This is a genomic window from Pseudomonas sp. RIT-PI-S (assembly GCF_025642975.1).
Taxonomy (GTDB): Bacteria; Pseudomonadota; Gammaproteobacteria; order Pseudomonadales; family Pseudomonadaceae; genus Aquipseudomonas.
Genome location: NZ_JANZKJ010000010.1, coordinates 95,656 through 118,104, shown reverse-complemented (window position 1 = coordinate 118,104; position 22,449 = coordinate 95,656). Strand labels below are relative to the sequence as shown.

The 22,449-nt window shown below is 57.7% G+C and carries 23 protein-coding genes; 3 read left to right on the top strand and 20 right to left on the bottom strand.

The window, feature by feature from the left end; genetic code table 11:
• Positions 1-3: 3 nt before the first annotated feature.
• The 20 genes from OGL93_RS15260 to rpmH form a co-directional block, all read right to left on the bottom strand.
• Complete coding sequence (locus OGL93_RS15260; RefSeq protein ID WP_263263650.1) at positions 4-777, bottom strand: DeoR family transcriptional regulator; 774 nt, start codon at positions 775-777, stop codon at positions 4-6.
• Positions 778-852: 75 nt separating this feature from the next.
• Positions 853-2,217 carry a bifunctional UDP-N-acetylglucosamine diphosphorylase/glucosamine-1-phosphate N-acetyltransferase GlmU gene (gene glmU / locus OGL93_RS15255; RefSeq protein WP_263263649.1) on the bottom strand — a complete coding sequence of 455 codons (1,365 nt, stop codon included), beginning with the start codon at positions 2,215-2,217 and terminating at the stop codon, positions 853-855.
• 76 nt (positions 2,218-2,293) lie between these two features.
• Complete coding sequence (locus OGL93_RS15250) at positions 2,294-2,719, bottom strand: F0F1 ATP synthase subunit epsilon (protein ID WP_263263648.1); 426 nt, start codon at positions 2,717-2,719, stop codon at positions 2,294-2,296.
• 43 nt (positions 2,720-2,762) lie between these two features.
• Positions 2,763-4,139 (bottom strand): F0F1 ATP synthase subunit beta, encoded by a 1,377-nt coding sequence (gene atpD, locus OGL93_RS15245; protein WP_263263647.1) that lies wholly within the window; start codon positions 4,137-4,139, stop codon positions 2,763-2,765.
• A 27-nt stretch (positions 4,140-4,166) separates the two neighbouring features.
• On the bottom strand, positions 4,167-5,027 hold the full coding sequence (gene atpG, locus OGL93_RS15240; protein WP_263263646.1) for a F0F1 ATP synthase subunit gamma: 861 nt from the start codon (positions 5,025-5,027) through the stop codon (positions 4,167-4,169).
• A gap of 48 nt (positions 5,028-5,075) precedes the next feature.
• Entirely contained in the window at positions 5,076-6,620 is a 1,545-nt protein-coding gene (gene atpA / locus OGL93_RS15235; RefSeq protein ID WP_263263645.1) for a F0F1 ATP synthase subunit alpha, read from the bottom strand.
• 21 nt (positions 6,621-6,641) lie between these two features.
• Positions 6,642-7,178, bottom strand: a complete 537-nt coding sequence (locus OGL93_RS15230) for a F0F1 ATP synthase subunit delta (RefSeq protein WP_263263644.1) — start codon at positions 7,176-7,178, stop codon at positions 6,642-6,644.
• Positions 7,179-7,190: 12 nt separating this feature from the next.
• Complete coding sequence (locus OGL93_RS15225; RefSeq protein ID WP_263263643.1) at positions 7,191-7,661, bottom strand: F0F1 ATP synthase subunit B; 471 nt, start codon at positions 7,659-7,661, stop codon at positions 7,191-7,193.
• Between the two features lie 53 nt (positions 7,662-7,714).
• Positions 7,715-7,972, bottom strand: coding sequence for a F0F1 ATP synthase subunit C (gene atpE / locus OGL93_RS15220; protein ID WP_003097235.1), 258 nt, complete (start codon positions 7,970-7,972; stop codon positions 7,715-7,717).
• A 159-nt stretch (positions 7,973-8,131) separates the two neighbouring features.
• The gene (gene atpB / locus OGL93_RS15215) at positions 8,132-9,001 is read right to left on the bottom strand and encodes a F0F1 ATP synthase subunit A (RefSeq protein WP_263263642.1); all 870 of its coding nucleotides are present in this window, start codon (positions 8,999-9,001) and stop codon (positions 8,132-8,134) included.
• Positions 9,002-9,017: 16 nt separating this feature from the next.
• On the bottom strand, positions 9,018-9,425 hold the full coding sequence (locus OGL93_RS15210; protein WP_263263641.1) for a F0F1 ATP synthase subunit I: 408 nt from the start codon (positions 9,423-9,425) through the stop codon (positions 9,018-9,020).
• 148 nt (positions 9,426-9,573) lie between these two features.
• On the bottom strand, positions 9,574-10,446 hold the full coding sequence (locus OGL93_RS15205; RefSeq protein WP_263263640.1) for a ParB/RepB/Spo0J family partition protein: 873 nt from the start codon (positions 10,444-10,446) through the stop codon (positions 9,574-9,576).
• 9 nt (positions 10,447-10,455) lie between these two features.
• On the bottom strand, positions 10,456-11,247 hold the full coding sequence (locus tag OGL93_RS15200; RefSeq protein ID WP_263263639.1) for a ParA family protein: 792 nt from the start codon (positions 11,245-11,247) through the stop codon (positions 10,456-10,458).
• A gap of 18 nt (positions 11,248-11,265) precedes the next feature.
• Complete coding sequence (gene rsmG / locus OGL93_RS15195) at positions 11,266-11,913, bottom strand: 16S rRNA (guanine(527)-N(7))-methyltransferase RsmG (protein WP_263263638.1); 648 nt, start codon at positions 11,911-11,913, stop codon at positions 11,266-11,268.
• The gene (mnmG, locus tag OGL93_RS15190) at positions 11,910-13,802 is read right to left on the bottom strand and encodes a tRNA uridine-5-carboxymethylaminomethyl(34) synthesis enzyme MnmG (protein ID WP_263263637.1); all 1,893 of its coding nucleotides are present in this window, start codon (positions 13,800-13,802) and stop codon (positions 11,910-11,912) included. The genes rsmG and mnmG overlap by 4 nt, the downstream gene beginning before the upstream one ends.
• Positions 13,803-14,243: 441 nt before the next feature.
• Positions 14,244-15,614, bottom strand: a complete 1,371-nt coding sequence (gene mnmE / locus OGL93_RS15185; RefSeq protein WP_263263636.1) for a tRNA uridine-5-carboxymethylaminomethyl(34) synthesis GTPase MnmE — start codon at positions 15,612-15,614, stop codon at positions 14,244-14,246.
• 65 nt (positions 15,615-15,679) lie between these two features.
• A complete protein-coding gene (gene yidC, locus OGL93_RS15180) occupies positions 15,680-17,359 on the bottom strand; it encodes a membrane protein insertase YidC (RefSeq protein ID WP_263263635.1) in 1,680 nt (559 codons plus the stop codon).
• 2 nt (positions 17,360-17,361) lie between these two features.
• Entirely contained in the window at positions 17,362-17,607 is a 246-nt protein-coding gene (yidD, locus tag OGL93_RS15175) for a membrane protein insertion efficiency factor YidD (protein WP_263263634.1), read from the bottom strand.
• A complete protein-coding gene (rnpA, locus tag OGL93_RS15170) occupies positions 17,600-17,995 on the bottom strand; it encodes a ribonuclease P protein component (RefSeq protein ID WP_263263633.1) in 396 nt (131 codons plus the stop codon). Before rnpA ends, yidD begins: the two co-directional genes overlap by 8 nt.
• Before the next feature lie 17 nt (positions 17,996-18,012).
• Positions 18,013-18,147 carry a 50S ribosomal protein L34 gene (rpmH, locus tag OGL93_RS15165; RefSeq protein WP_002551315.1) on the bottom strand — a complete coding sequence of 45 codons (135 nt, stop codon included), beginning with the start codon at positions 18,145-18,147 and terminating at the stop codon, positions 18,013-18,015.
• A gap of 560 nt (positions 18,148-18,707) precedes the next feature.
• On the opposite strand from rpmH, the gene dnaA reads away from it, so the two are divergent.
• From dnaA to recF, 3 genes are read left to right on the top strand one after another with little or no spacing between them, the layout of a single operon-like run.
• Positions 18,708-20,189: a chromosomal replication initiator protein DnaA gene (gene dnaA, locus OGL93_RS15160; protein ID WP_263263708.1), complete on the top strand. Its 1,482-nt coding sequence runs from the start codon at positions 18,708-18,710 to the stop codon at positions 20,187-20,189.
• 40 nt (positions 20,190-20,229) lie between these two features.
• The gene (gene dnaN / locus OGL93_RS15155; protein ID WP_263263632.1) at positions 20,230-21,333 is read left to right on the top strand and encodes a DNA polymerase III subunit beta; all 1,104 of its coding nucleotides are present in this window, start codon (positions 20,230-20,232) and stop codon (positions 21,331-21,333) included.
• A 10-nt stretch (positions 21,334-21,343) separates the two neighbouring features.
• Positions 21,344-22,447 carry a DNA replication/repair protein RecF gene (gene recF / locus OGL93_RS15150; RefSeq protein WP_263263631.1) on the top strand — a complete coding sequence of 368 codons (1,104 nt, stop codon included), beginning with the start codon at positions 21,344-21,346 and terminating at the stop codon, positions 22,445-22,447.
• The last annotated feature ends 2 nt before the right edge of the window (positions 22,448-22,449 follow it).

Below are 22,449 nucleotides of genomic sequence, written 5' to 3'. Positions count from 1 at the left end.
GGTTCACTCCTGGCTGGGGGGCGCGCAGATCAACCTGACTCCGCGCGCCTGAATTTGCTCGCGCGCCTCTGCAGGCAGGCGATCATCGGTAATAAGGGTATGAATGCTGCTCCAAGGCAGCTCGAGGTTCGGGATGCGCCGGCCAACCTTGTCGGCCTCCGCGAGCACGATTACCTCACGGGCAACTTCAGCCATAACGCGGCTAAGGCCCAACAACTCGTTGAAAGTGGTGGTACCGCGGGCCAAGTCCAGCCCATCCGCGCCGATGAACAACTGGTCGAAGTCATAAGAGCGCAGCACTTGCTCGGCGACCTGCCCCTGGAAAGATTCTGAATGCGGATCCCAGGTCCCACCTGTCATCAACAGGACCGGCTCGGGCTCCAATTCGCGGATGGCTGTGGCCACATGAAGGGAATTGGTCATGACCACCAAGCCGGGCTGCCGCCCAAGATGCGGGATCATCGCAGCGGTAGTGCTGCCGCTGTCGATAATAATCCGAGCGTGCTCTTTGATCCGCGAGACCGCAGCCTTGGCGATAGCCTGCTTATGAACCGAAACTTTTTGGCTCGGTCCAGTGATCATTTCCTGTGGCATTTGAACGGCGCCGCCGTAACGGCGCAATAGAAGGCCGTTCGCCTCCAAAGCGCCAAGGTCCTTGCGAACTGTCACTTCGGAAGTCTGGAAATGGCGCGCTAGCGCATCCACCGTTACCTCACCCTGCTCATTGAGCAAGGCGAGGATAGCGTGGCGCCGTTGAGGAGTATCGCGTTTCGTCATGTTGCGCAAGCTTTCGTTTCGAAAGTTAATGCGCGCATTCAACCCATCTGCAGGCGTGCTGTCAACCCTAGGTTCTTAGGGCTTCTTCTTTTCAGGGCGCTTCCAGCCCTCGATATTGCGTTGGCGTGCCCGAGCCACGCCAAGGTTAGCGGCAGGTACGTCGGTAGTGATGGTCGAACCCGCTGCAGTGGTCGCTCCATTGCCCACCATAACCGGGGCAACCAGTGCGTTGTTGGAGCCGATGAACACGTCTTCGCCCAGCTCAGTCCGAAACTTGTTGGCACCATCGTAGTTGCAGGTGATGGTACCAGCGCCGATGTTGGTACGGGCGCCGACGTCGGCGTCGCCCAGATAGCTGAGGTGGCCTGCCTTTGCGCCTGGGCCCATGCGAGTGTTTTTTAGCTCTACGAAATTACCCACATGGGCATTTTCTTCCAGCACAGTACCAGGGCGCAGGCGAGCGAAGGGGCCCGCGTCTGCGCCTGCGCCGACTGTGGCGCCTTCAAGGTGGGTAAACGGCTTGATCACTGCGCCGCGTTTTAGCACTGAATCGCGGATTACCACATTGGCGCCGATTTGCACGTCGTCCTCGATCACCACCCGGCCTTCGAGCACCACGTTTACGTCGATTAATACGTCACGGCCGGCAATGACCTCACCTCGTATATCCAGCCGTTTCGGATCGCGCAAGGTAACCCCGGCCGCCATCAGGCGCTCCGCTTCACGCTGCTGGTAGAAGCGTTCCAGTTCAGCAAGTTGGCGCCGATCATTGGCCCCCTGCACTTCCATCGGCTCTGCGGCTGTCTCAGTGGCAACCACCAGGCCATCGGCGACCGCCATGGCAATGATATCGGTGAGGTAGTACTCACCTTGGGCGTTGTTATTGGAAAGGCGCGCCATCCAACCTTCGAGCAGCGCAGTGGGCAAGGCGAGAATCCCGGTGTTGCCTTCGCGCACCTGCCGCTGTACCTCGGTAGCGTCTTTGTGCTCAACGATCGCCTCAACCCGGCCCTGGGCATCGCGGATGATCCGGCCATACCCGGTGGGGTCGGCAAGCTGCACGGTTAACAACGCTAGGCTTGTTTCGCTTGCTTTGGCGAGCAAGGCTTCCAGCGTAGCGGGTTGGATCAGTGGCACATCTCCATAGAGCACCAAGGTCGTAGCGGAGGCCAGCTGCGGCTGGGCCTGGGCAACGGCATGGCCGGTGCCCAATTGCTCGGCTTGCAGTACGAACCGAATATCGTCGGCCTGGAACGCTTCACGCACTTTCTCGGCGCCGTGACCAATCACTACGTGGATACCCACAGGCGTTAGTTGCCGTGCGCTGTGGATAACATGGCCAAGCATAGAACGGCCGGCGACTGGGTGCAGCACCTTGGGTAAAGCCGAACGCATACGCGTGCCTTGGCCAGCGGCGAGGATAACGATATCGAGAGACATGGATGCCCTGGGAAACGAAAAAGAAAAAGGGTAGCCGAGGCTACCCTTTTACTCAATCGCAGGAAGTGGCGGCGAGTTATCCACCGTACTTCTTGCGAATTTGCTGCACGGTACGAAGCTGAGCAGCGGCTTCGGCCAAGCGCGCCGCGGCGGCGCTGTAGTCGAAGTCCGAGCCCTTTTCGTTCAGAGCCTTCTCGGCAGCCCTTACGGCTTCCTGAGCGGACGCTTCGTCAAGGTCGGCGGCGCGCTGCACGGTATCGGCCAAGACCTTTACCACGTTCGGCTGCACTTCAAGGAAGCCGCCGGAGATGTAGAACACCTCGGCTGCGCCACCTTGCTTGATCAAGCGGATCGGACCGGGCTTGAGGTCCGTAAGCAAAGGCGCGTGGCCCGGGGCGATACCAAGATCACCCAGGTTGCCGTGCGCGATTACCATCTCTACCAGGCCGGAGAAGATTTCCCCTTCCGCGCTGACGATATCGCAATGGACAGTCATAGCCATCTACTTGCCTCAACCTGAAAGCGCCCGTTGCCGGGCGCCGGGATTACAGTTTCTTGGCCTTCTCGATCGCTTCTTCGATGCCGCCAACCATGTAGAACGCCTGTTCTGGCAGATGGTCGTAGTCACCGTTGAGGATGCCTTTGAAGCCTGCGATGGTGTCTTTCAGGGAAACGTATTTACCCGAGGCACCGGTGAAGACTTCGGCCACGAAGAACGGCTGGGACAGGAAGCGCTGGATTTTCCGAGCACGGGAAACCAGTTGTTTGTCGCTTTCCGACAGCTCGTCCATACCGAGGATGGCGATGATGTCCTTCAGCTCTTTGTAACGCTGCAGCACGTACTGAACGCCGCGAGCGGTGTCGTAGTGCTCCTGGCCGATAACCAGCGGGTCCAGCTGGCGAGACGTCGAGTCCAGCGGATCCACGGCAGGGTAGATACCCAGCGAGGCGATGTCACGGGACAGTACCACGGTCGCATCGAGGTGAGCGAAGGTGGTGGCTGGCGACGGGTCGGTGAGGTCGTCCGCGGGAACGTATACGGCCTGGATCGAGGTGATCGAACCATTCTTGGTGGAAGTGATGCGCTCTTGAAGCACGCCCATCTCTTCAGCCAGGGTCGGCTGATAACCTACCGCCGAAGGCATACGGCCCAGCAGTGCGGACACTTCGGTACCGGCCAGGGTGTAACGATAGATGTTGTCGACGAACAGCAGAACGTCGTTACCTTCGTCACGGAATTTCTCAGCCATGGTCAGGCCGGTCAGCGCCACGCGCAGGCGGTTTCCTGGTGGCTCGTTCATCTGGCCGTAGACCAGGGCTACCTTGTCGAGAACGTTGGAGTCCTTCATCTCGTGGTAGAAGTCGTTCCCTTCACGGGTACGCTCGCCCACACCGGCGAACACGGAGTAACCGCTGTGCTCGATGGCGATGTTACGGATGAGTTCCATCATGTTCACGGTCTTGCCCACGCCGGCACCGCCGAACAGGCCAACCTTGCCGCCTTTGGCGAACGGGCAAACCAGGTCGATAACCTTGATGCCGGTTTCCAGCAGCTCGTTGCCGCCAGCCTGGTCTGCGAACGATGGAGCAGCGCGGTGGATGGTCCAACGCTCTTCTTCACCGATAGGGCCAGCTTCGTCGATCGGGTTGCCCAGCACGTCCATGATACGGCCCAGGGTAGCTTTACCCACGGGTACCGCGATGGCCGCATTGGTGTCTACCACGTCCAGACCACGCTTGAGGCCTTCGGTGGAACCCATCGCAATGGTACGCACCACGCCGTCGCCCAGCTGCTGCTGGACTTCCAGAGTGGTCTCGGCGCCTTGAACCTTCAGCGCGTTGTAGATGCTCGGTACGCTGTCGCGTGGGAATTCCACGTCGATCACGGCGCCGATGATTTGAACGATACGTCCGCTACTCATAGCTGGATCCTCTGAATATTTGAACCGTTAAACCGCGGCAGCGCCGCCGACGATTTCCGAGATCTCTTGGGTGATCGCAGCCTGACGCGCCTTGTTGTAGACCAGCTGCAATTCGCTGATCAGATCACCGGCGTTATCGGTGGCATTCTTCATTGCGATCATCCGCGCCGCTTGCTCAGAAGCGTTGTTCTCCACCACTGCCTGGTAGACCTGCGACTCCACATAACGCACCATCAGGCCGTCGAGCAGCTCTTTGGCGTCGGGTTCGTACAGGTAATCCCAGTGATGCTTGAGCGCTTGATCCGGGGTTGCAACCAACGGTACCAACTGCTCTACCACGGGCTTTTGCACCATGGTGTTGACGAACTTGTTGGACGCTACGCACAGGCGGTCGATACGGCCTTCGAGGTAGGCATCCAGCATCACCTTGACGCTGCCGATCAGATCGTTGATCGATGGCTCTTCGCCCAGGTGGCTAATCGCAGCGACAACGTTACCGCCGAAGCTACGGAAGAACGAAGCGCCCTTGCTGCCCACCACGCACAGGTCGATTTCCACGCCCTTTTCGCGGTTGGCCGCCATGTCCTTGACCAGAGCCTTGAACAGGTTGGTGTTCAAGCCACCGCACAGGCCACGATCACTGCTCACCACGACGTAGCCGACACGCTTGACGTTGCGCTCGACCATGAAGGGATGACGATACTCGGGGTTGGCGTTGGCCAAGTGACCGATTACCTGGCGGATGTGGTCCGCATAGGGACGGCTAGCAGCCATGCGCAGTTGTGCCTTGCGCATTTTGCTGACCGCCACCTTTTCCATGGCGCTGGTAATTTTTTGCGTGCTTTTGATGCTCGCAATCTTGCCGCGAATCTCTTTTGCGCCTGCCATGTTTCACCTATCAGGTTAGCAAGCGGGGGCCGAAGCCCCCGCTGCGGCTTACCAGGTCTGGGTGGCCTTGAACTTCTCGATACCCGCCTTGATACCGGCGTCGATCTCGTCGTTGAAGTCGCCCTTCACGTTGATCTTCGCCAACAGCTCGGCGTGATCGCGGTTGAAGTAAGCAATGAGCGCCTGCTCGAAGCTGCCGATCTTGAGGATCTCGACGTCGGTCAGGAAACCACGCTCGGCGGCGTACAGCGACAGGGACATCTCAGCGATGGACATTGGCGCATATTGCTTCTGCTTCATCAGCTCGGTAACGCGCTGACCATGCTCGAGCTGCTTGCGGGTCGCTTCGTCCAGGTCGGAAGCGAACTGCGCGAACGCAGCCAGTTCACGGTACTGGGCCAGCGCGGTACGAATACCACCGGAAAGCTTCTTGATGATCTTGGTCTGAGCGGCGCCACCCACACGGGATACCGACACACCGGCGTTGACCGCCGGGCGGATGCCCGAGTTGAACATGGCCGACTCCAGGAAGATCTGGCCGTCGGTGATCGAGATCACGTTGGTTGGAACGAACGCCGAAACGTCGCCAGCCTGGGTTTCGATCAGCGGCAGAGCGGTCAAGGAACCGGTCTTGCCAGTGACTGCGCCATTGGTGAACTTCTCTACGTATTCCTCGGAAACGCGCGAAGCACGCTCCAGCAGGCGGGAGTGGAGATAGAACACGTCGCCTGGGTACGCTTCGCGTCCTGGCGGACGGCGCAGCAGCAGGGAGATCTGGCGGTAGGCCACGGCCTGCTTGGACAGGTCATCGTAAACGATCAGCGCATCTTCGCCGCGATCGCGGAAGTACTCGCCCATGGTGCAGCCAGAGTACGGTGCCAGATACTGCAGCGCGGCCGATTCGGAAGCCGAGGCGGCAACGATGATGGTGTTGGCCAGTGCGCCGTGCTCTTCGAGCTTGCGAACGATGTTGGCGATGGTCGATTGCTTCTGACCGATAGCTACATATACGCAGAAGATACCGCTGTTCTTCTGGTTGATGATGGCGTCGATGGCCATCGCGGTCTTGCCGATCTGACGGTCGCCAATGATCAGCTCGCGCTGGCCACGGCCGACAGGGATCATCGCGTCGACGGCTTTATAGCCGGTCTGCAGAGGCTGATCTACGGATTTACGCCAGATCACGCCCGGCGCGACTTTCTCGACCGCGTCGGTTTCGGTGTGGCCCAAAGGGCCTTTGCCGTCAACCGGGTTACCCAAGGCATCGACCACACGGCCCAGCAGTGCCTTACCGACTGGCACTTCGAGGATACGGCCGGTGCACTTGGCGCTCATGCCTTCGGCCAGGGTGGTATAGGCACCCAGAACCACGGCACCCACCGAGTCTTGTTCCAGGTTGAGCGCCATACCGAAGACGCCATCCGGGAACTCGATCATCTCGCCGTACATGACGTCGGTCAGACCATGAATCCGCACGATACCGTCAGACACGCTGACCACGGTACCTTCGTTGCGGGCTTGAGAGGTGACATCGAGCTGGTCGATGCGCCCCTTGATAATTTCGCTAATTTCGGAAGGATTGAGTTGCTGCATTGCTCTGCTGCCCCTTCAAACTCAAGATTTCAGTGCTTCGGCCAGTTGCGCGACTTTCCCGCGCACCGAGCCATCGATTACCAGGTCACCGGCGCGAATGACGACACCACCTATAAGGCTGGCGTCCTCCGCAGCGTGCAGTCGCACTTCCCGGCCGAGCCGTGCACTGAGAACCTTGGCGAGTTTGTCTTGCTGTTCTTGGTTCAATGCGAAGGCACTGGTGACTTCCACATCCACGGACTTTTCCTGTTCGGCCTTGTACAGGTCGAACAAGGCCGAGATCTCCGGCAACAGCAGGAGACGGTCGTTTTCCGCGGCAACGTGGATGAAATTACGTGCCTGTGCATCAAACTTTTCACCGCATACCTGAATAAAGGCTGCGGCCTTTTCTGCGCTCGTCAGTCGCGGGGCCTTGAGCAATTGCCGCATGGTGTCGTCTTCCGACACCGCTGCAGCCAGGCCGAGCATGGCTGACCAATTGGCCAGTTGCTGGTGGGCCTGGGCATGCTCGAAGGCCGCCTTGGCGTAAGGTCGGGCCAACGTGGTCAGTTCTGCCATGATCGCCCTCGCTTAAATTTCAGCGGCCAGTTTATTGACCAGCTCCGCGTGCGCGTTTTGATCGATAGACGATCCCAGGATCTTCTCGGCGCCCGAGACTGCCAGCAAGCCCACTTGGGCACGCAAGGCGTCCTTGGCGCTGTTGAGTTCCTGCTCGATCTCCGCCGAAGCTTGTGCCTTCACGCGTTCAGCCTCGAGACGCGCCTGTTCACGGGCCTCGTCGACGATCTGGGTACCGCGCTTCTTGGCCTGCTCGATAATCTCGGCAGCTTGTGCCTTGGCTTCGCGCAGTTGTTGACCCGCTTTGTCTTGGGCCAATTCCAGGTCGCGAGCAGCACGGCTGGCAGCGTCCAGACCATCAGCGATCTTCTTCTGGCGTTCCTGCAGAGCCGCGATGACCGGAGGCCATACGCACTTCATGCAGAACCACACGAAAATGAAGAACGCAACGGACTGGCCTATCAGGGTTGCATTAATGTTCACGCCAACACCTCGCTCGTTCGTTGTACATCACACCAATCACTCAAAATGAGTGATCAGCCGGCGATCTGACCAACGAAGGGGTTCGCGAAGGTGAAGAACAGAGCGATACCAACACCGATCATGGTCACGGCGTCGAGCAGGCCGGCGACGATGAACATTTTGACTTGCAGCATTGGGACCATTTCTGGCTGGCGAGCTGCGCCTTCCAGGAACTTGCCGCCCAACAGGCCGAAGCCGATAGCGGTACCCAGTGCGCCCAGGCCGATCAGCAGAGCAACAGCGATAGCGGTCAGACCAACTACAGTTTCCATCTTTCCTCCCGACTTTTTACGTCGTATTGGTTAGGTTTTCTTAGGTTTAAAGCGGTAAAGCAAAGTATTTACAAAGCCGTCTCGGCACAGCGCCGGGTGCGGCCCTCTTTCCCTGGAACCGAAGCTCTGGGAAAAGACATAAGACGCGCCAGACGAGCCTTAATGGTTATCTTCGTGCGCCATCGACAAGTAAACGATGGTCAACATCATGAAGATGAACGCTTGCAGGGTGATGATCAGGATGTGGAACACCGCCCACGCCCACTGCAGCACTACACCCAGGCCACTGAGCCAGAGCAGGCCGCTACCGAACATCACCGCGATCAGGATGAACACCAGCTCACCGGCATACATGTTGCCGAACAACCGGAGGGCCAGAGAAATAGGCTTGGCGATCAGGGTCACGAACTCGAGCAGGAAGTTCACCGGAATCAGAAGAATCTGCACGGCCATGTTCTTGCTGCTGAATGGGTGCAGGGTCAGTTCACCGATGAACCCGCCCAGGCCCTTGATCTTGATGCTGTAGAAGATGATCAAGGCAAACACCGAGAACGCCATAGCCAGCGTGGCGTTCGGATCGGTCGTGGAAACGGCACGGAAGGGAATTTCGTGGTCGCCGGTCAGCTTTGCTGCGATCTGGGGAATCCAGTCGACCGGGATCAGGTCGATGGCGTTCATGAGGAACACCCATACGAAGATGGTTAGCGCCAGGGGAGCGATTACGGCGCTACGGCCGTGGAAGCTGTCCTTCACGCTGCCATCGACGAACTCGACCAACACTTCGACGAAGTTCTGCAGGCAACCAGGCTGGCCGGAAGTCGCCTTGCGTGCCGCCAGGCGGAACAGCAAGACGAAGATCAGGCCGAGCGCCACGGACCAGCCGAGCGTATCGACGTGGAATGCCCAGAAGCCCATTGCCTTGGCTTCGACGGCATTGTGGGCAAAGCCCCAGCTACCGTCAGCAAGCTTGCCGAAGGTAAGGTTCTGAAGGTGGTGCTGTATATAGCCCGAAGCGGTTTCTGCTGCCATGGTTGCCTCAAACGCCCTAAGGTCTCGAAAATCTTGTTCTCATGAGCAGAGGTGCGAACCAGTTGACCCCTTGGGTCAATAGGAACACGCCGAACAACGCCAGTGGCGCCAGCGGCTTTACCCCCACGAACGCCAGCGCGAAGAGCACTGCCGTTAAAATCAGTTTGCCTGCCTCGCCGGCATAAAAGGACCGGACGATAGCCTGTGCCGCTCGGGCGCCGCTAAAGCGGAATGCCTTCGTGGCGAAATAAATATTAGGTAACCAGCCAATCAGGCCCCCACATAAGCCTGAATACCCGCTGACCGCCCCATGCCACTGCCACAACACCAGCGCTGCAACCAGCAGCGTGATCAATTGAGCCAGCAGAACCGGAAACACTGCCCACCGATGGAAGGGCAAGCGGTTTGGCGTGCGGGTTTCCATTGATTCGGCTCCTCGGGGTCGGCCCGCCATACAACGACGACTTGGCATAAAATGTGCCGACAAAATGCGCGCAGAGTATAGGGGCGGTTCAGCCCCTGTTCAACTGCCGGGTAGGCTTTTCCGACTGGCCGCTAGAAACTCAATTGTTTCAGCGGATGTGGGCAAGAACACCTTGTAGTTCATCGAGCGAGTTATAGCGGATCACCAGCTGCCCCTTGCCTTTCTGCCCATGGCGAATCTGTACCGCCGAGCCCAGCCGCTCTGCCAGGCGCTGTTCCAGCCGAGTGATATCGGGGTCAAGGCGTGGTACCGCCTGGGGTTGCTCGGTAGTGTTCAGCCACTGACGCACCAATGCCTCAGTCTGGCGCACGGTAAGGCCCCGTGCGACAACATGTCGCGCCCCGTCCAACTGCCGATCTTCTGGTAAACCCAGCAAAGCACGAGCATGGCCCATTTCTAGATCACCGTGGGCGAGCATCGTCTTGATGCCTTCGGGAAGGCTGATTAGCCGTAATAGGTTGGTGACAGTCGCCCTGGACTTGCCCACTGCTTCGGCCACCTGCTGCTGGGTAAGCTGAAATTCCTGCTGTAAGCGCTGAAGCGCGATGGCTTCTTCAAGGGGGTTCAGGTCTTCGCGCTGAATGTTTTCGATCAGCGCCATGGCGATGGCTGTTTCATCTGGCACTTCGCGTACCATGGCCGGGATCCGCTCCTGCCCTGCCTGTTGGCTAGCGCGCCAACGACGTTCACCAGCAATGATCTCAAAGCGGCCACCGCCGATCGGGCGTACCACGATCGGTTGCATTACCCCCTGGGAACGGATGGACTGAGCGAGCTCTTCCAGCGCCTGAGGATCCATATCGCGGCGTGGTTGGTATTTACCGCGCTGGATCACGTCCAGGGGTAGGTACTGCAGTTCCTTTTCGTCGAGCCGAACGGCCTGCGCTTCAAGCGCAGAGGCGGTGGGGCCGCTTAGCAGTGCATCGAGCCCCCGCCCCAGTCCTCGTTTCTTCACAGCCATTGCGTTTCCTTAAACCGCCGCAGCGGTACGAGCCTTGCGGCGTTGACGGCGGACCATTTCATTGGCCAGTTCCAGGTAAGCCAAGGCGCCCCGGGATTGCTTGTCGTAGGCCAACGCCGGCATACCGAAGCTCGGCGCTTCGGCCAGACGGATGTTGCGCGGGATGACGGTGTCGTACAGCTGCTCGCCGAAATGCTCCTTGAGCTGCGCCGACACATCATTGATCAGGCTCAACCGCGGGTCGTACATAGTGCGCAGCAAGCCCTCGATCTTCAGCTCAGGATTTATCTTCGCGCCGATTCGCTTGATGTTATCCACAAGGTCGCTAAGACCTTCGAGAGCAAAGTACTCGCACTGCATGGGGATAATTACCCCATCAGCGGCGACCAGGGCATTGAGAGTGAGCATCGACAACGAGGGTGGGCAGTCGATGAGGATGTAGTCATAGTTTTCTCTGATCGGCGCCAAGGCATTACGCAGACGGCTTTCTTTCATCTGCATTTCGAGAAGCACCACCTCAGCGGCCGTGAGGTCTCGGTTCGCTGGCAACAGCTGATAACCGCCGTGCTCGGAAAAATGCATGGCTTCGCCCAGGTCGCACTCCCCGATCAACAGGTCATAAACCGAGCGCTCGAGGGCATGCTTATCCACACCACTGCCCATGGTGGCGTTGCCCTGCGGATCGAGGTCAATCAACAGCACCCGCCGCTTGGTAGCGACCAGCGAAGCCGCGAGGTTGATGCAGGTTGTGGTTTTACCGACCCCGCCTTTCTGGTTCGCGATCGCGAATACCTTAGCCATTGTCGCTCGTATTCCCCGTCATGCCTTGCGGCGCAGTATCAATAGGTGCCGTTGGCCTTGGCAACCTGGCACGGCCAAAGCATGCGCGCTATCTATTTCAAAGTCAGCGGGCAATGCTACCAGTTCGTCCGCCGGATGCAGCCCTTTCATTGCCAGCCAATGGGTGTTGCTATCGCCAAGATGGCGCGTCCAGTTGGTGAAATCCTCAAGGCTACTGAAGGCTCGCGAGATAATGCCTTGATACGGCTGCTGAGGAGTATGGCCTTCTACCCTGCTGTGGATAACTTCAAGATTGCCTAGCTTCAGCTCGAGCTTCACCTGGGTTTGGAAGCGGGTTTTTTTGCCATTGCTGTCCAGCGTCGCGATGACCTTGTGTGGATAAAGAATCGCCAGCGGTATGCCTGGCATACCTCCTCCGCTGCCTACGTCGAGCCATCGATCAGCAGCGCCGATGTAGGGAGCGATGCTCAAGCTGTCCAGCAGATGACGGGACACCATCTCGTCCGGATCCCTAACGGCGGTAAGGTTATAAGCCTTGTTCCACTTGATCAGCAAAGCTAGATAACCAAGCAGAAGATCTTCTTGCTGCGGACTCAGGGCAACGCCCAGCGCTTGAGCACCTGTGGACAACTCTTCACGCTGGCGCGCAGTAATCGAACTGATCAAGCACTGTGCTCCACTTGCCGGGCCGCGCCGCGTTTTTTCAGGTGAATCATCAACAGCGAAATAGCCGCAGGCGTCACACCCGGGATACGCGAGGCTTGGCCGAGGGTTTCTGGACGAGCCTGGCTGAGCTTCGCCTGAATTTCCTTAGACAAGCCCGAGATCGTTGGATAGTCGATATCCACAGGCAGGCGCACGCTTTCGCTGGCGCGCAGCCGTTCGATTTCTTCCTGTTGACGATCGATATAACCGGCATATTTCACTTTGATTTCCACCTGCTCAGCCACCTGTGGATCGATTTCCTCGGCCCCCGTGAGGGCGGTCAGGCTTGCGTAATCCACTTCGGGCCGGCTGAGCAGGCTCAACAGATTGTATTCATGGGTCAACGGTGTGCCGTAATGCTCTGCCACGGCTTCACCAACGCTGGTACCAGGCCGCACCCATGTGGTTTTCAAACGCTGCTCTTCACGTTCGATCGCTTCGCGCTTCGTGCAGAACGCGGCCCAACGGGCATCGTCGACCAAGCCAAGGCGCCGACCAGTTTCGGTCAGGCGAAGATCCGCGTTGTCCTCACGCAGAATCAGCCGATATTCCGCCCGAGAAGTGAACATCCGGTAGGGCTCTTGGGTACCCAATGTAATCAGGTCATCTACAAGCACACCGATGTACGCTTCATCACGGCGCGGGCACCAGGCGTCTTGGCCCCTAGCGCGCAACGCGGCATTTGTTCCCGCCAGCAGGCCTTGAGCGCCCGCCTCTTCGTAGCCGGTGGTGCCGTTTATCTGCCCGGCAAAGAACAGCCCGCCGATTGCCTTGGTTTCCAGGCTGTACTTCAGATCCCGTGGATCGAAGTAGTCGTATTCGATGGCATACCCGGGGCGCATGATGTGTGCGTTTTCTAGCCCGCGAATCGAACGCACGATCTGCAGTTGCACGTCGAAGGGTAGCGAAGTGGAAATGCCGTTCGGGTACAGCTCATGGGTGGTCAAGCCTTCCGGCTCGATGAACACCTGGTGGCTGTCCTTGTCGGCAAACCTGTGGATCTTGTCTTCGATGGATGGGCAATAGCGCGGCCCGACTCCTTCGATAACCCCGGAATACATCGGCGAGCGGTCCAGGTTCGCGGCAATGATTTCATGGGTGCGTGCATTGGTGTGGGTAATCCAGCAACTGACCTGCCGCGGATGCAGGCTGGCATCCCCCATGAACGACATGACTGGAATCGGCGTATCGCCTGGCTGCTCGGTCATCACCGAGAAATCCACAGTCTTGCCGTCGATGCGCGGTGGGGTGCCTGTTTTCAAGCGGCCTACGCGCAGCGGCAATTCGCGCAGCCGCCTGGCCAATGCGATGGAAGGTGGGTCCCCGGCGCGACCCCCAGAATAGTTATCCAGCCCGATGTGGATAAGCCCACCCAGGAAGGTGCCTGCCGTTAGGACAACCGAGTCTGCAAGAAAACGCAGGCCCATTTGCGTGACAACTCCGCAGACCTGATCAGCTTCCACGATCAGATCGTCACAGGCCTGCTGAAATATCCACAGGTTCGGCTGGTTTTCCAGAATGTCGCGAATGGCAGCTTTGTAGAGCACACGGTCCGCCTGAGCGCGAGTAGCCCTCACGGCTGGGCCTTTGCGGTTATTCAGTACACGGAACTGAATGCCACCTTTATCGGTGGCCAACGCCATGGCTCCGCCCAGCGCATCGATTTCCTTTACCAGGTGGCTCTTGCCAATCCCACCGATGGCTGGATTGCAGCTCATCTGGCCAAGGGTTTCGACGTTATGTGTCAGCAGCAAGGTCTTGGCGCCCATACGCGCGGAAGCGAGTGCGGCCTCGGTACCGGCATGTCCACCGCCGATGACGATCACTTCAAAACGGGAAGGGAAATCCACCACGCACCTCGTGCCTGTTCATATGGGTAATTAGGGATAGCTGCGCAGTATAGGGAATTTGCCCGCTTGAAAGAAACCATCTGTGCAAAAAATAGCCAGCCCTGATGAATGGTTGTTAACAAAAACATAAAAGAAGAGAGATTTATAAAAGCTTTGTTTTTATGTTTATTCTTATGTACGCCTTCTTCTGTGGATAACCATTGAAAGACCTACAGCGCTGCGATTTACAGGGATGCGGAAAACTGTCGATAGGTGCCCTTGGGGCCTCTTGATAAGCTGCTATAAGCTGTGCATAAAACCGTACTTATCCACTCGTCAGTTCTATGCCCAGGTTGAACGATGGGTTATCACAAGGGCTCGGTGATGCTTATCCACAGAGCTCCTGCAGGGCGGGCGCAAAAAAAACCGGCCTTCTAGGCCGGCTGAGTCGAGCGAAGGCGATTATTTGCCGATGCAAAAGCTCGTGAATATTCGCCCCAATAGGTCGTCGGAACTGAATGCCCCAGTGATCTCACCCAGGCAGTGCTGGGCTTGCCGCAAGTCATCAGCCAGAAGCTCCCCAGCCTGTGCGTGGACAAGTTGCTCCCGACCATGCTCCAGGTATCGTTGCGCTTGTCGTAGGGCGTCCAGATGCCTGCGGCGGGCGCTGAAGCTGCCTTCCGTGGTCTGTTCGTACCCCATCACCGCTTTCAAGTGATCCCGCAGTAGCGCCAGGCCTTGCCCAGTGTCCAGTGCACTCAGGGTCAGCGTGGCTTGCCCGTTGGGCTCCAGGCGAAGCTGAGGGGCCTCCCCGGTGAGGTCGGCCTTGTTTCGCACCACGGTCACCTTACCCGCCGGGGGCGCGTTATCCGTGAATTCCGGCCACAATGCGTGCGGGTCCCCGGCGTCAGGGCTATTGGAATCCACCACGAGGAAAATCCGGTCCGCATCCTGTATGGCTTTGAGCGCGCGCTCTACACCAATCTTTTCCACAAGGTCGCCTGTTGCCCTCAACCCTGCTGTATCGATCACGTGCAGCGGCATGCCGTCGATGTGGATATGTTCCCGGAGGATGTCCCGCGTGGTACCCGCGATATCGGTGACAATCGCTGCGTCGCGCCCGGCCAGCAGGTTAAGCAGGCTCGATTTACCGGCATTAGGCCTACCGGCGATCACCAAGGTCATGCCATCGCGCACCAGTGCACCCTGGCTGGCTTCCTGCAGCACTGTAGCCAGGGCGGTGCGGACACCGTCCAGGCGCGTTAATACTACGCCGTCTGCCAGAAAATCGATTTCTTCCTCCGGGAAATCAATCGCCGCTTCCACGTAGATGCGTAGCTGGATCAACGCCTCGGTCAGCGCTTCCACGCGTGTCGAGAAAGCCCCCTGGAGCGAACGCACTGCATTGCGTGCCGCCTGTTCGGAACTGGCCTCGATAAGGTCCGCGATGGCCTCGGCCTGGGCCAGATCGAGCTTGTCGTTAAGAAAGGCGCGTTCGCTGAATTCACCTGGGCGAGCGAGCCGGCAGCCAAGACCGACACAACGTTTGAGAAGCATATCCAGCACAACCGGGCCGCCGTGGCCGTGCAGTTCAAGCACGTCTTCACCGGTAAAGGAATTCGGGCCCCGGAAGAAAATGGCGAGCCCTTCGTCTAGCAGATCGCCCCCGCTGCCATGAAATACACCATGGTGTGCATAGCGCGGCTCGAGAGGACGCCTCAGCACCTCGTCAGCGACTCGTTTAGCCGCAGGCCCAGATACTCGAACAATTCCCACGCCCCCCCGACCTTGGGCGGTGGCGATCGCAGCAATAGTGTCTTTCGAAAGGCTCATGAGTTATCCACAGTTCCGGAAAGCAAAACGCCCCTATCAAGGGGCGTCGTGCGTAAGTGTAGCGGTCAGGCCGAAGCGTTGGCGTTTGCTCGCTCGATGCTGCGGGTGATGAACCACTGCTGAAGGATGGACAAAGTATTGTTAGTGATCCAGTACAGCACCAGGCCAGCTGGGAACCAGAGGAAGAAGAACGTGAAGACGATCGGCATCAGCTTCATGACCTTCGCTTGCATCGGATCAGGCGGCGCCGGGTTCAGACGCTGCTGGATGAACATGGTAGCGCCCATGATGATTGGCAGGATGAAGAACGGATCCTTGATCGACAGGTCGGTGATCCAGAACATCCAAGGTGCCTGACGCATTTCCACGCTTTCAAGCAGTACCCAGTACAAGGCAAGGAAGACCGGCATTTGAACCACGATAGGCAAGCAGCCGCCCAGCGGGTTGATCTTCTCTTTCTTGTACAGCTCCATCATCGCCTGGGACATTTTCTGGCGATCATCGCCAAACTGCTCTTTCAGCGCGGCGAGGCGAGGGGCAACGGCACGCATGCGCGCCATCGACTTGTAGCTGGCAGCCGAAAGCGGGAAGAACAGCAGCTTGATCAGCACCGTCAGGCAGATGATCGACCAGCCCCAGTTACCAAGCAGGGCGTGGATATGTTTTAGCAGCCAGAAGATCGGTTGAGCGATGAACCACAGGAATCCATAGTCGACCGTCAGCTCCAGCCCTGGGGACAACTCTTTAAGACGGTTTTGAATTTTCGGACCCGCGTACAACGTGGCACTGGTTTCAACTTTCGCACCTGGTGCAGCTGTCAGTGTGGGGCCAGTGAAACCAACGATGTAGTTACCCTGGCTGTCCTTGCGGGTCATTACATTGTTGCTGTCACCCTTGGCAGGTACCCATGCGGTAACGAAGTAGTGTTGCAGCCATGCGACCCAGCCACCTTGGACCGTTTCTTTGAACTGACCCTTGTCGATGTCCTTCATCGGGACTTTCTTGTAGGGCTCAGAAGTTGTCCACAGCGCGGCGCCGAGGTAGGTCGCGGTGCCGGTGGCGGTGCTCGACGACGGGTCGGCACTGGCATCGCGCTTGAGCTGTGCGAACAGGTTGCCCACCCAGGCCTGATTGCTTTGGTTGTCGATCAGATAGCTGACCGTTAGGTCGTATTCGCCGCGGGTGAAAGAAAAGCGCTTGATGTAATTTACGCCGCCTTGGCTGAACGCCAAGTCAACTGCCAGTTGGTCCTGGCCGTCAGCCAGTTGATAACTGGGTTTTGCACTGGTGTACAAAGGCCGGCCTGCAGCCTGCACATCCGGGCCATTCGCACCGGTAAGGCCACTCTGTGCGAGATAAAGTCGTTCACCGCCATTATCGAACAGCTGGAACGGGATCTCAGGATGGTCCTGGCGGCGAGGATACTGAGGCAGGGTCAGTTGAACGATGTCGCCACCCTTGGGATCGATGGCCAAGTCCAGCACGTCGGTGCGAACACGGATCAGTTCCTGGCTCGCGGGGGCAGCTGGCGTCGCCGTCGCGACCGCTGGCGCACTGGTATCAGGCACATCGGAAGCATTGGCATTAGCTCCGGGAGCCTGCGGCAAATCCGAAGGGATCGCCGCCTGGCTCGCCACGCTCTGGGTTGGCAGAGCAGCTTGGCCGTAATCCTGATTCCACTTCAGGACCAGAACGTAGGCCACGACTGCCAGGGCGCCCATCAGGATCGTACGTTTTATATCCATGATTACTCGGCTATCGAATTATTACGAAGGGTGGACACGGGCGGGACCGGATCGAAGCCGCCAGCATTCCAGGGATGACAGCGCCCCAGCCGGCGAACGGTCAGCCAGCTCCCACGCCAAACGCCGTGCAGGCTAATGGCTTCATGGGCGTAGCAGGAGCAACTGGGATAGAAACGGCAATGGCTGGCCATCAGGGGACTAATGGCATAGCGGTAAAACTGGATCGGAAGCAGGACCAGTTTACGCATCTTGGCTGTGCTGTTCCTTCGGTTCGGTGTGGGCAGCTGGCCGAGTTCGGGCCAGACGCTTCCAAAGCTTGGCGAAATGCTGGTGCAGCTCGGTATTTTCGACGTCTCCGAGCCCCTTTCGAGCCACGATGACGACGTCCCAGCCAGCCAGGGAAGCCTGGTGATGGCGGAAGGATTCACGAATCACGCGCTTGATGCGGTTGCGCTGCACGGACAGCTTGACGCTTTTTTTGCCGATCACCAGCCCGAGGCGTGGATGATCGAGCTGGTTGTCCTTGGCAAGGATCAGGAGATGCTTCCCCGGGACCTTACCGGTCGGGGAGTCAAAGACTGCCTTGAATTGCTTCGGAACGAGCAGTCGCTTGTTCCGGCTGAAGTCCTGACTCACCTACCTGTGCCGGCAAATCAGACAGCCAGACGCTTACGGCCCTTGGCGCGACGACGCGACAGGACTGCGCGACCGTTCTTGGTAGCCATGCGGGCACGGAAACCGTGGGTGCGAGCGCGCTTGATGGTGCTGGGTTGGAAAGTACGTTTCATGGAAGTTTACCTGGTTGGGCGGTTGGGCCCCAATGGCCCGGTTTTCAAGAGACCGGCGATTCTATTGAAAGCACGGGCATAGGTCAATTTCCGACCAGCTTTTCCTTACATATGGTTACAGCCGCCGTACGGGTAGGAACGCTCGCAGAAATAGAATTAAAAGAAGGACGTATAAAAAGCTTTTTTGAAGAGTTTATAGAGCTTGAGGAGCCGTTTCTTTGTGGATAACCTCTTCAAGCCCTTTAGCCATAGTGGTTTACAGGCATCAAAAGGTTGTCCACAAGCCGCTTGTATCCTGTTTGATGGATGGAGACAGGCTGTTGATAAAACGTGAAGATATCCCCAGACGAATTATCCACAGGCAAAGCAGCCTTGTAATCCCCTGGGCTTAACCTGCGTTTTCCACAGGGCTCGGCCGACCGCTTGCGTTCCATTTCTCATGGGTTGCGGCCTGGATAATCTCGCCACTGGGCCCACAGGTGTGGATAACTAGCCAAGCGCTAGGTACAATGGCCGACGCTTTCTTGCCCACCGGGGCTTATCTATCTCAGGGGATTCCTGTGTCAGTGGAAATCTGGCAGCAGTGCGTGGAATTGCTCCGCGAGGAACTGCCTGCTCAACTGTTCAATACCTGGATACGTCCGCTTCAAGCCGAAGCGGAAGGTGACGAGCTGCGCATTTATGCGCCTAACCGCTTCGTCCTGGATTGGGTCAACGAAAAGTATCTGGGCCGTTTGCTCGAATTGATGTCCGATCATGGGGATGGAGCAGTGCCAGCGCTCTCCCTTTTGATCGGTAGCCGTCGCAGTTCCGCTCCACGGGCTGCCTCAACTGCTCCTATCGCTTCGGCAGCGATGCCAACCCCACCGCAACCGGCTTCGCCTGCACCTCTCGCGGCAGCGGTTGCTGCGATTGCCGAGGCGGACCCGGCTCCTTCGCGCGACAGCTTCGATTCGATGACCGCGCCGGCGAGTAACCGTGGCGAGGCTCGTAGCGTGCAGGTTGAGGGGGCTTTAAAGCACACCAGCTATCTGAACCGGACATTCACCTTCGAAAACTTTGTAGAAGGTAAGTCGAACCAGCTGGCCCGTGCCGCCGCGTGGCAAGTTGCTGACAACCCTAAGCATGGATATAACCCGCTCTTTCTATATGGCGGTGTCGGCCTGGGTAAAACCCACCTCATGCATGCAGTGGGGAATCACCTGCTCAAGAAGAACCCGAACGCCAAGGTGGTTTACCTTCACTCCGAGCGGTTCGTTGCTGATATGGTGAAGGCGCTGCAGTTGAACGCAATCAACGAGTTCAAGCGTTTCTATCGGTCGGTAGATGCGTTATTGATCGACGATATTCAGTTTTTCGCCCGTAAAGAGCGATCTCAGGAAGAATTTTTCCACACCTTCAACGCCTTGTTGGAAGGTGGCCAGCAGGTCATCCTGACCAGCGATCGTTATCCGAAGGAAATCGAAGGGCTTGAAGAACGGCTCAAGTCTCGGTTCGGATGGGGCCTGACTGTGGCGGTAGAGCCTCCTGAATTGGAGACCCGCGTAGCCATCCTGATGAAGAAAGCCGACCAGGCCAAGGTCGAACTACCTCACGATGCAGCATTCTTTATCGCCCAGCGAATCCGCTCCAACGTGCGTGAACTCGAGGGCGCGCTAAAGCGGGTGATTGCCCATGCGCACTTCATGGGGCGTGATATTACTATCGAGCTGATCCGCGAATCACTCAAGGACCTGCTCGCCCTTCAAGACAAACTGGTCAGTGTGGATAACATCCAACGAACGGTTGCCGAATACTACAAAATAAAAATCTCTGACCTGTTGTCCAAACGCCGTTCGCGTTCAGTAGCCAGGCCCAGGCAGGTCGCGATGGCGCTCTCCAAGGAGTTGACGAACCATAGCCTTCCGGAAATTGGTGATGTGTTTGGAGGCCGTGATCACACCACCGTGCTACACGCCTGCAGAAAGATCAATGAATTGAAAGAATCTGACGCGGATATTCGCGAGGATTACAAGAACCTGCTCCGTACGTTGACTACTTGACGCTTACGTAGCCGCCACAAAAGGCCAGGGAACAGACGCCATGCATTTTTCCATTCAACGTGAGGCTTTGCTCAAGCCGTTGCAACTGGTTGCCGGAGTGGTCGAACGCCGCCAAACGCTGCCCGTGCTCTCCAACGTCCTGCTGGTCGTCCAGGGGCAACAGTTGTCTCTAACCGGTACCGACTTGGAAGTTGAACTCGTAGGGCGGGTACAACTCGAGGAGCCGGCGGAACCCGGTGAGATCACGGTACCTGCTCGCAAGCTTATGGATATCTGCAAAAGCTTGCCTAACGATGCGCTGATAGACATACGGCTTGATGAGCAAAAGCTGTTGGTAAAGGCTGGGCGCAGTCGGTTCACTTTGTCTACCTTGCCCGCCGATACTTTTCCTACCGTGGAAGAAGGTCCTGGATCGCTGACCTGCACCTTGGATCAAGCCAGGTTACGTAGGCTTATCGAGCGCACTGGCTTCGCAATGGCGCAACAGGATGTCCGTTACTATCTCAATGGAATGCTCCTTGAGGTGTCCAGCGGAGTTATCCGCGCCGTAGCCACTGATGGGCATCGCTTGGCGATGTGCTCGATGACTGCTGACCTGGGCCAAGCGGACAAGCATCAAGTTATCGTACCGCGCAAAGGTATCCTTGAGCTTGCTCGCCTGCTCACCGAACCCGACGGCACGGTAAGCATCGTATTGGGTATGCATCATATCCGCGCCACCACGGGTGAATTTACATTCACCTCTAAACTGGTGGACGGTAAATTCCCTGATTACGAGCGCGTGCTTCCTAAAGGTGGAGACAAGCTCGTGCTAGGCGATCGTCAAGCGCTGAAGGAAGCTTTCAGCCGCACCGCTATTCTCTCTAATGAAAAATACCGCGGGATCCGCTTGCAACTAGGGGCCGGGCAATTAAAGATTCAGGCCAATAACCCGGAGCAGGAAGAAGCCGAGGAAGAGATCAGCGTTGACTACAACGGTGGTAGCCTGGAGATCGGCTTTAACGTCAGTTATTTGCTGGATGTACTTGGGGTCATGACCACTGAACAGGTTCGCTTGGTACTTTCTGATTCCAATAGCAGTGCTTTGCTTCAAGAGGCAGACAACGACGATTCTTCTTACGTCGTGATGCCAATGCGGCTTTGATCGCGCCTGAATGTCCCTTTCTCGTGTTTCAGTCACCGCGGTGCGCAATCTGCACCCGGTGACCCTGCTCCCCTCCCCCCGTATCAATATCCTCCACGGTGCTAACGGCAGCGGGAAAACAAGCGTCCTGGAAGCCGTGCATCTATTGGCGTTGGCGCGCTCATTTCGTAGCACTCGCCTGCAGCCGGTGATTCAATATGATCAGCCCGCTTGCACAGTATTTGGACAGGTCAAGCTTGAGCACGAGCGCTTGTGCAACCTCGGCGTGTCTCGCCAGCGTGATGGTGATTTTCTTATCCGAATTGATGGAGAAAACGCCAAGAGTGCTGCTCAGTTGGCCGAATTGTTGCCGCTGCAACTCATTAATCCAGATAGCTTCAGGCTGCTTGAAGGCTCGCCGAAAGTCCGACGACAATTCTTGGACTGGGGTGTGTTCCACGTGGAACCACGGTTTCTGCCCGTTTGGCAGCGGCTGCAGAAGGCTTTGAAGCAGCGAAACTCGTGGCTACGCCGTGGTACACTTGACGCTGTTTCCCAAGCCGCCTGGGACCGTGAACTGACGCTCTCAAGTACGCAAATTGACGAATTTAGACGTGCTTATATCCAGGCGCTCAAACCGGTTTTCGAGCGTATCCTTGCCGAGCTCGTGGAGCTCCCGGGTCTTACTTTGAGTTACTACCGGGGATGGGACAAGGACCGAGATTTAGGTGACGTACTCGCCGCTTCATTGATCCGTGATCGCCAAATGGGACATACCCATTCCGGACCGCAGCGTGCCGATTTGAGGCTACGCCTGGGAAGCCATAACGCCGCTGAAATCCTTTCTCGGGGTCAACAGAAGCTTGTGGTCTGTGCACTACGCATCGCCCAGGGCCATTTACTAGGTCAGGTGCGCCGAACTCAGTGTGTATACCTGGTTGACGACCTGCCTTCTGAGCTTGATGAGCAGCATCGCAAAGCACTTTGCGGGTTGCTTGAAGAACTGAACTGTCAGGTGTTTATCACCTGCGTGAACCATGAATTGCTGAGTAGTGACTGGCACAGGGATACCCCGGTCTCGCTGTTCCACGTGGAACATGGTCGCATTACTCAGACCGCGAAACATCAGGAGTGAAG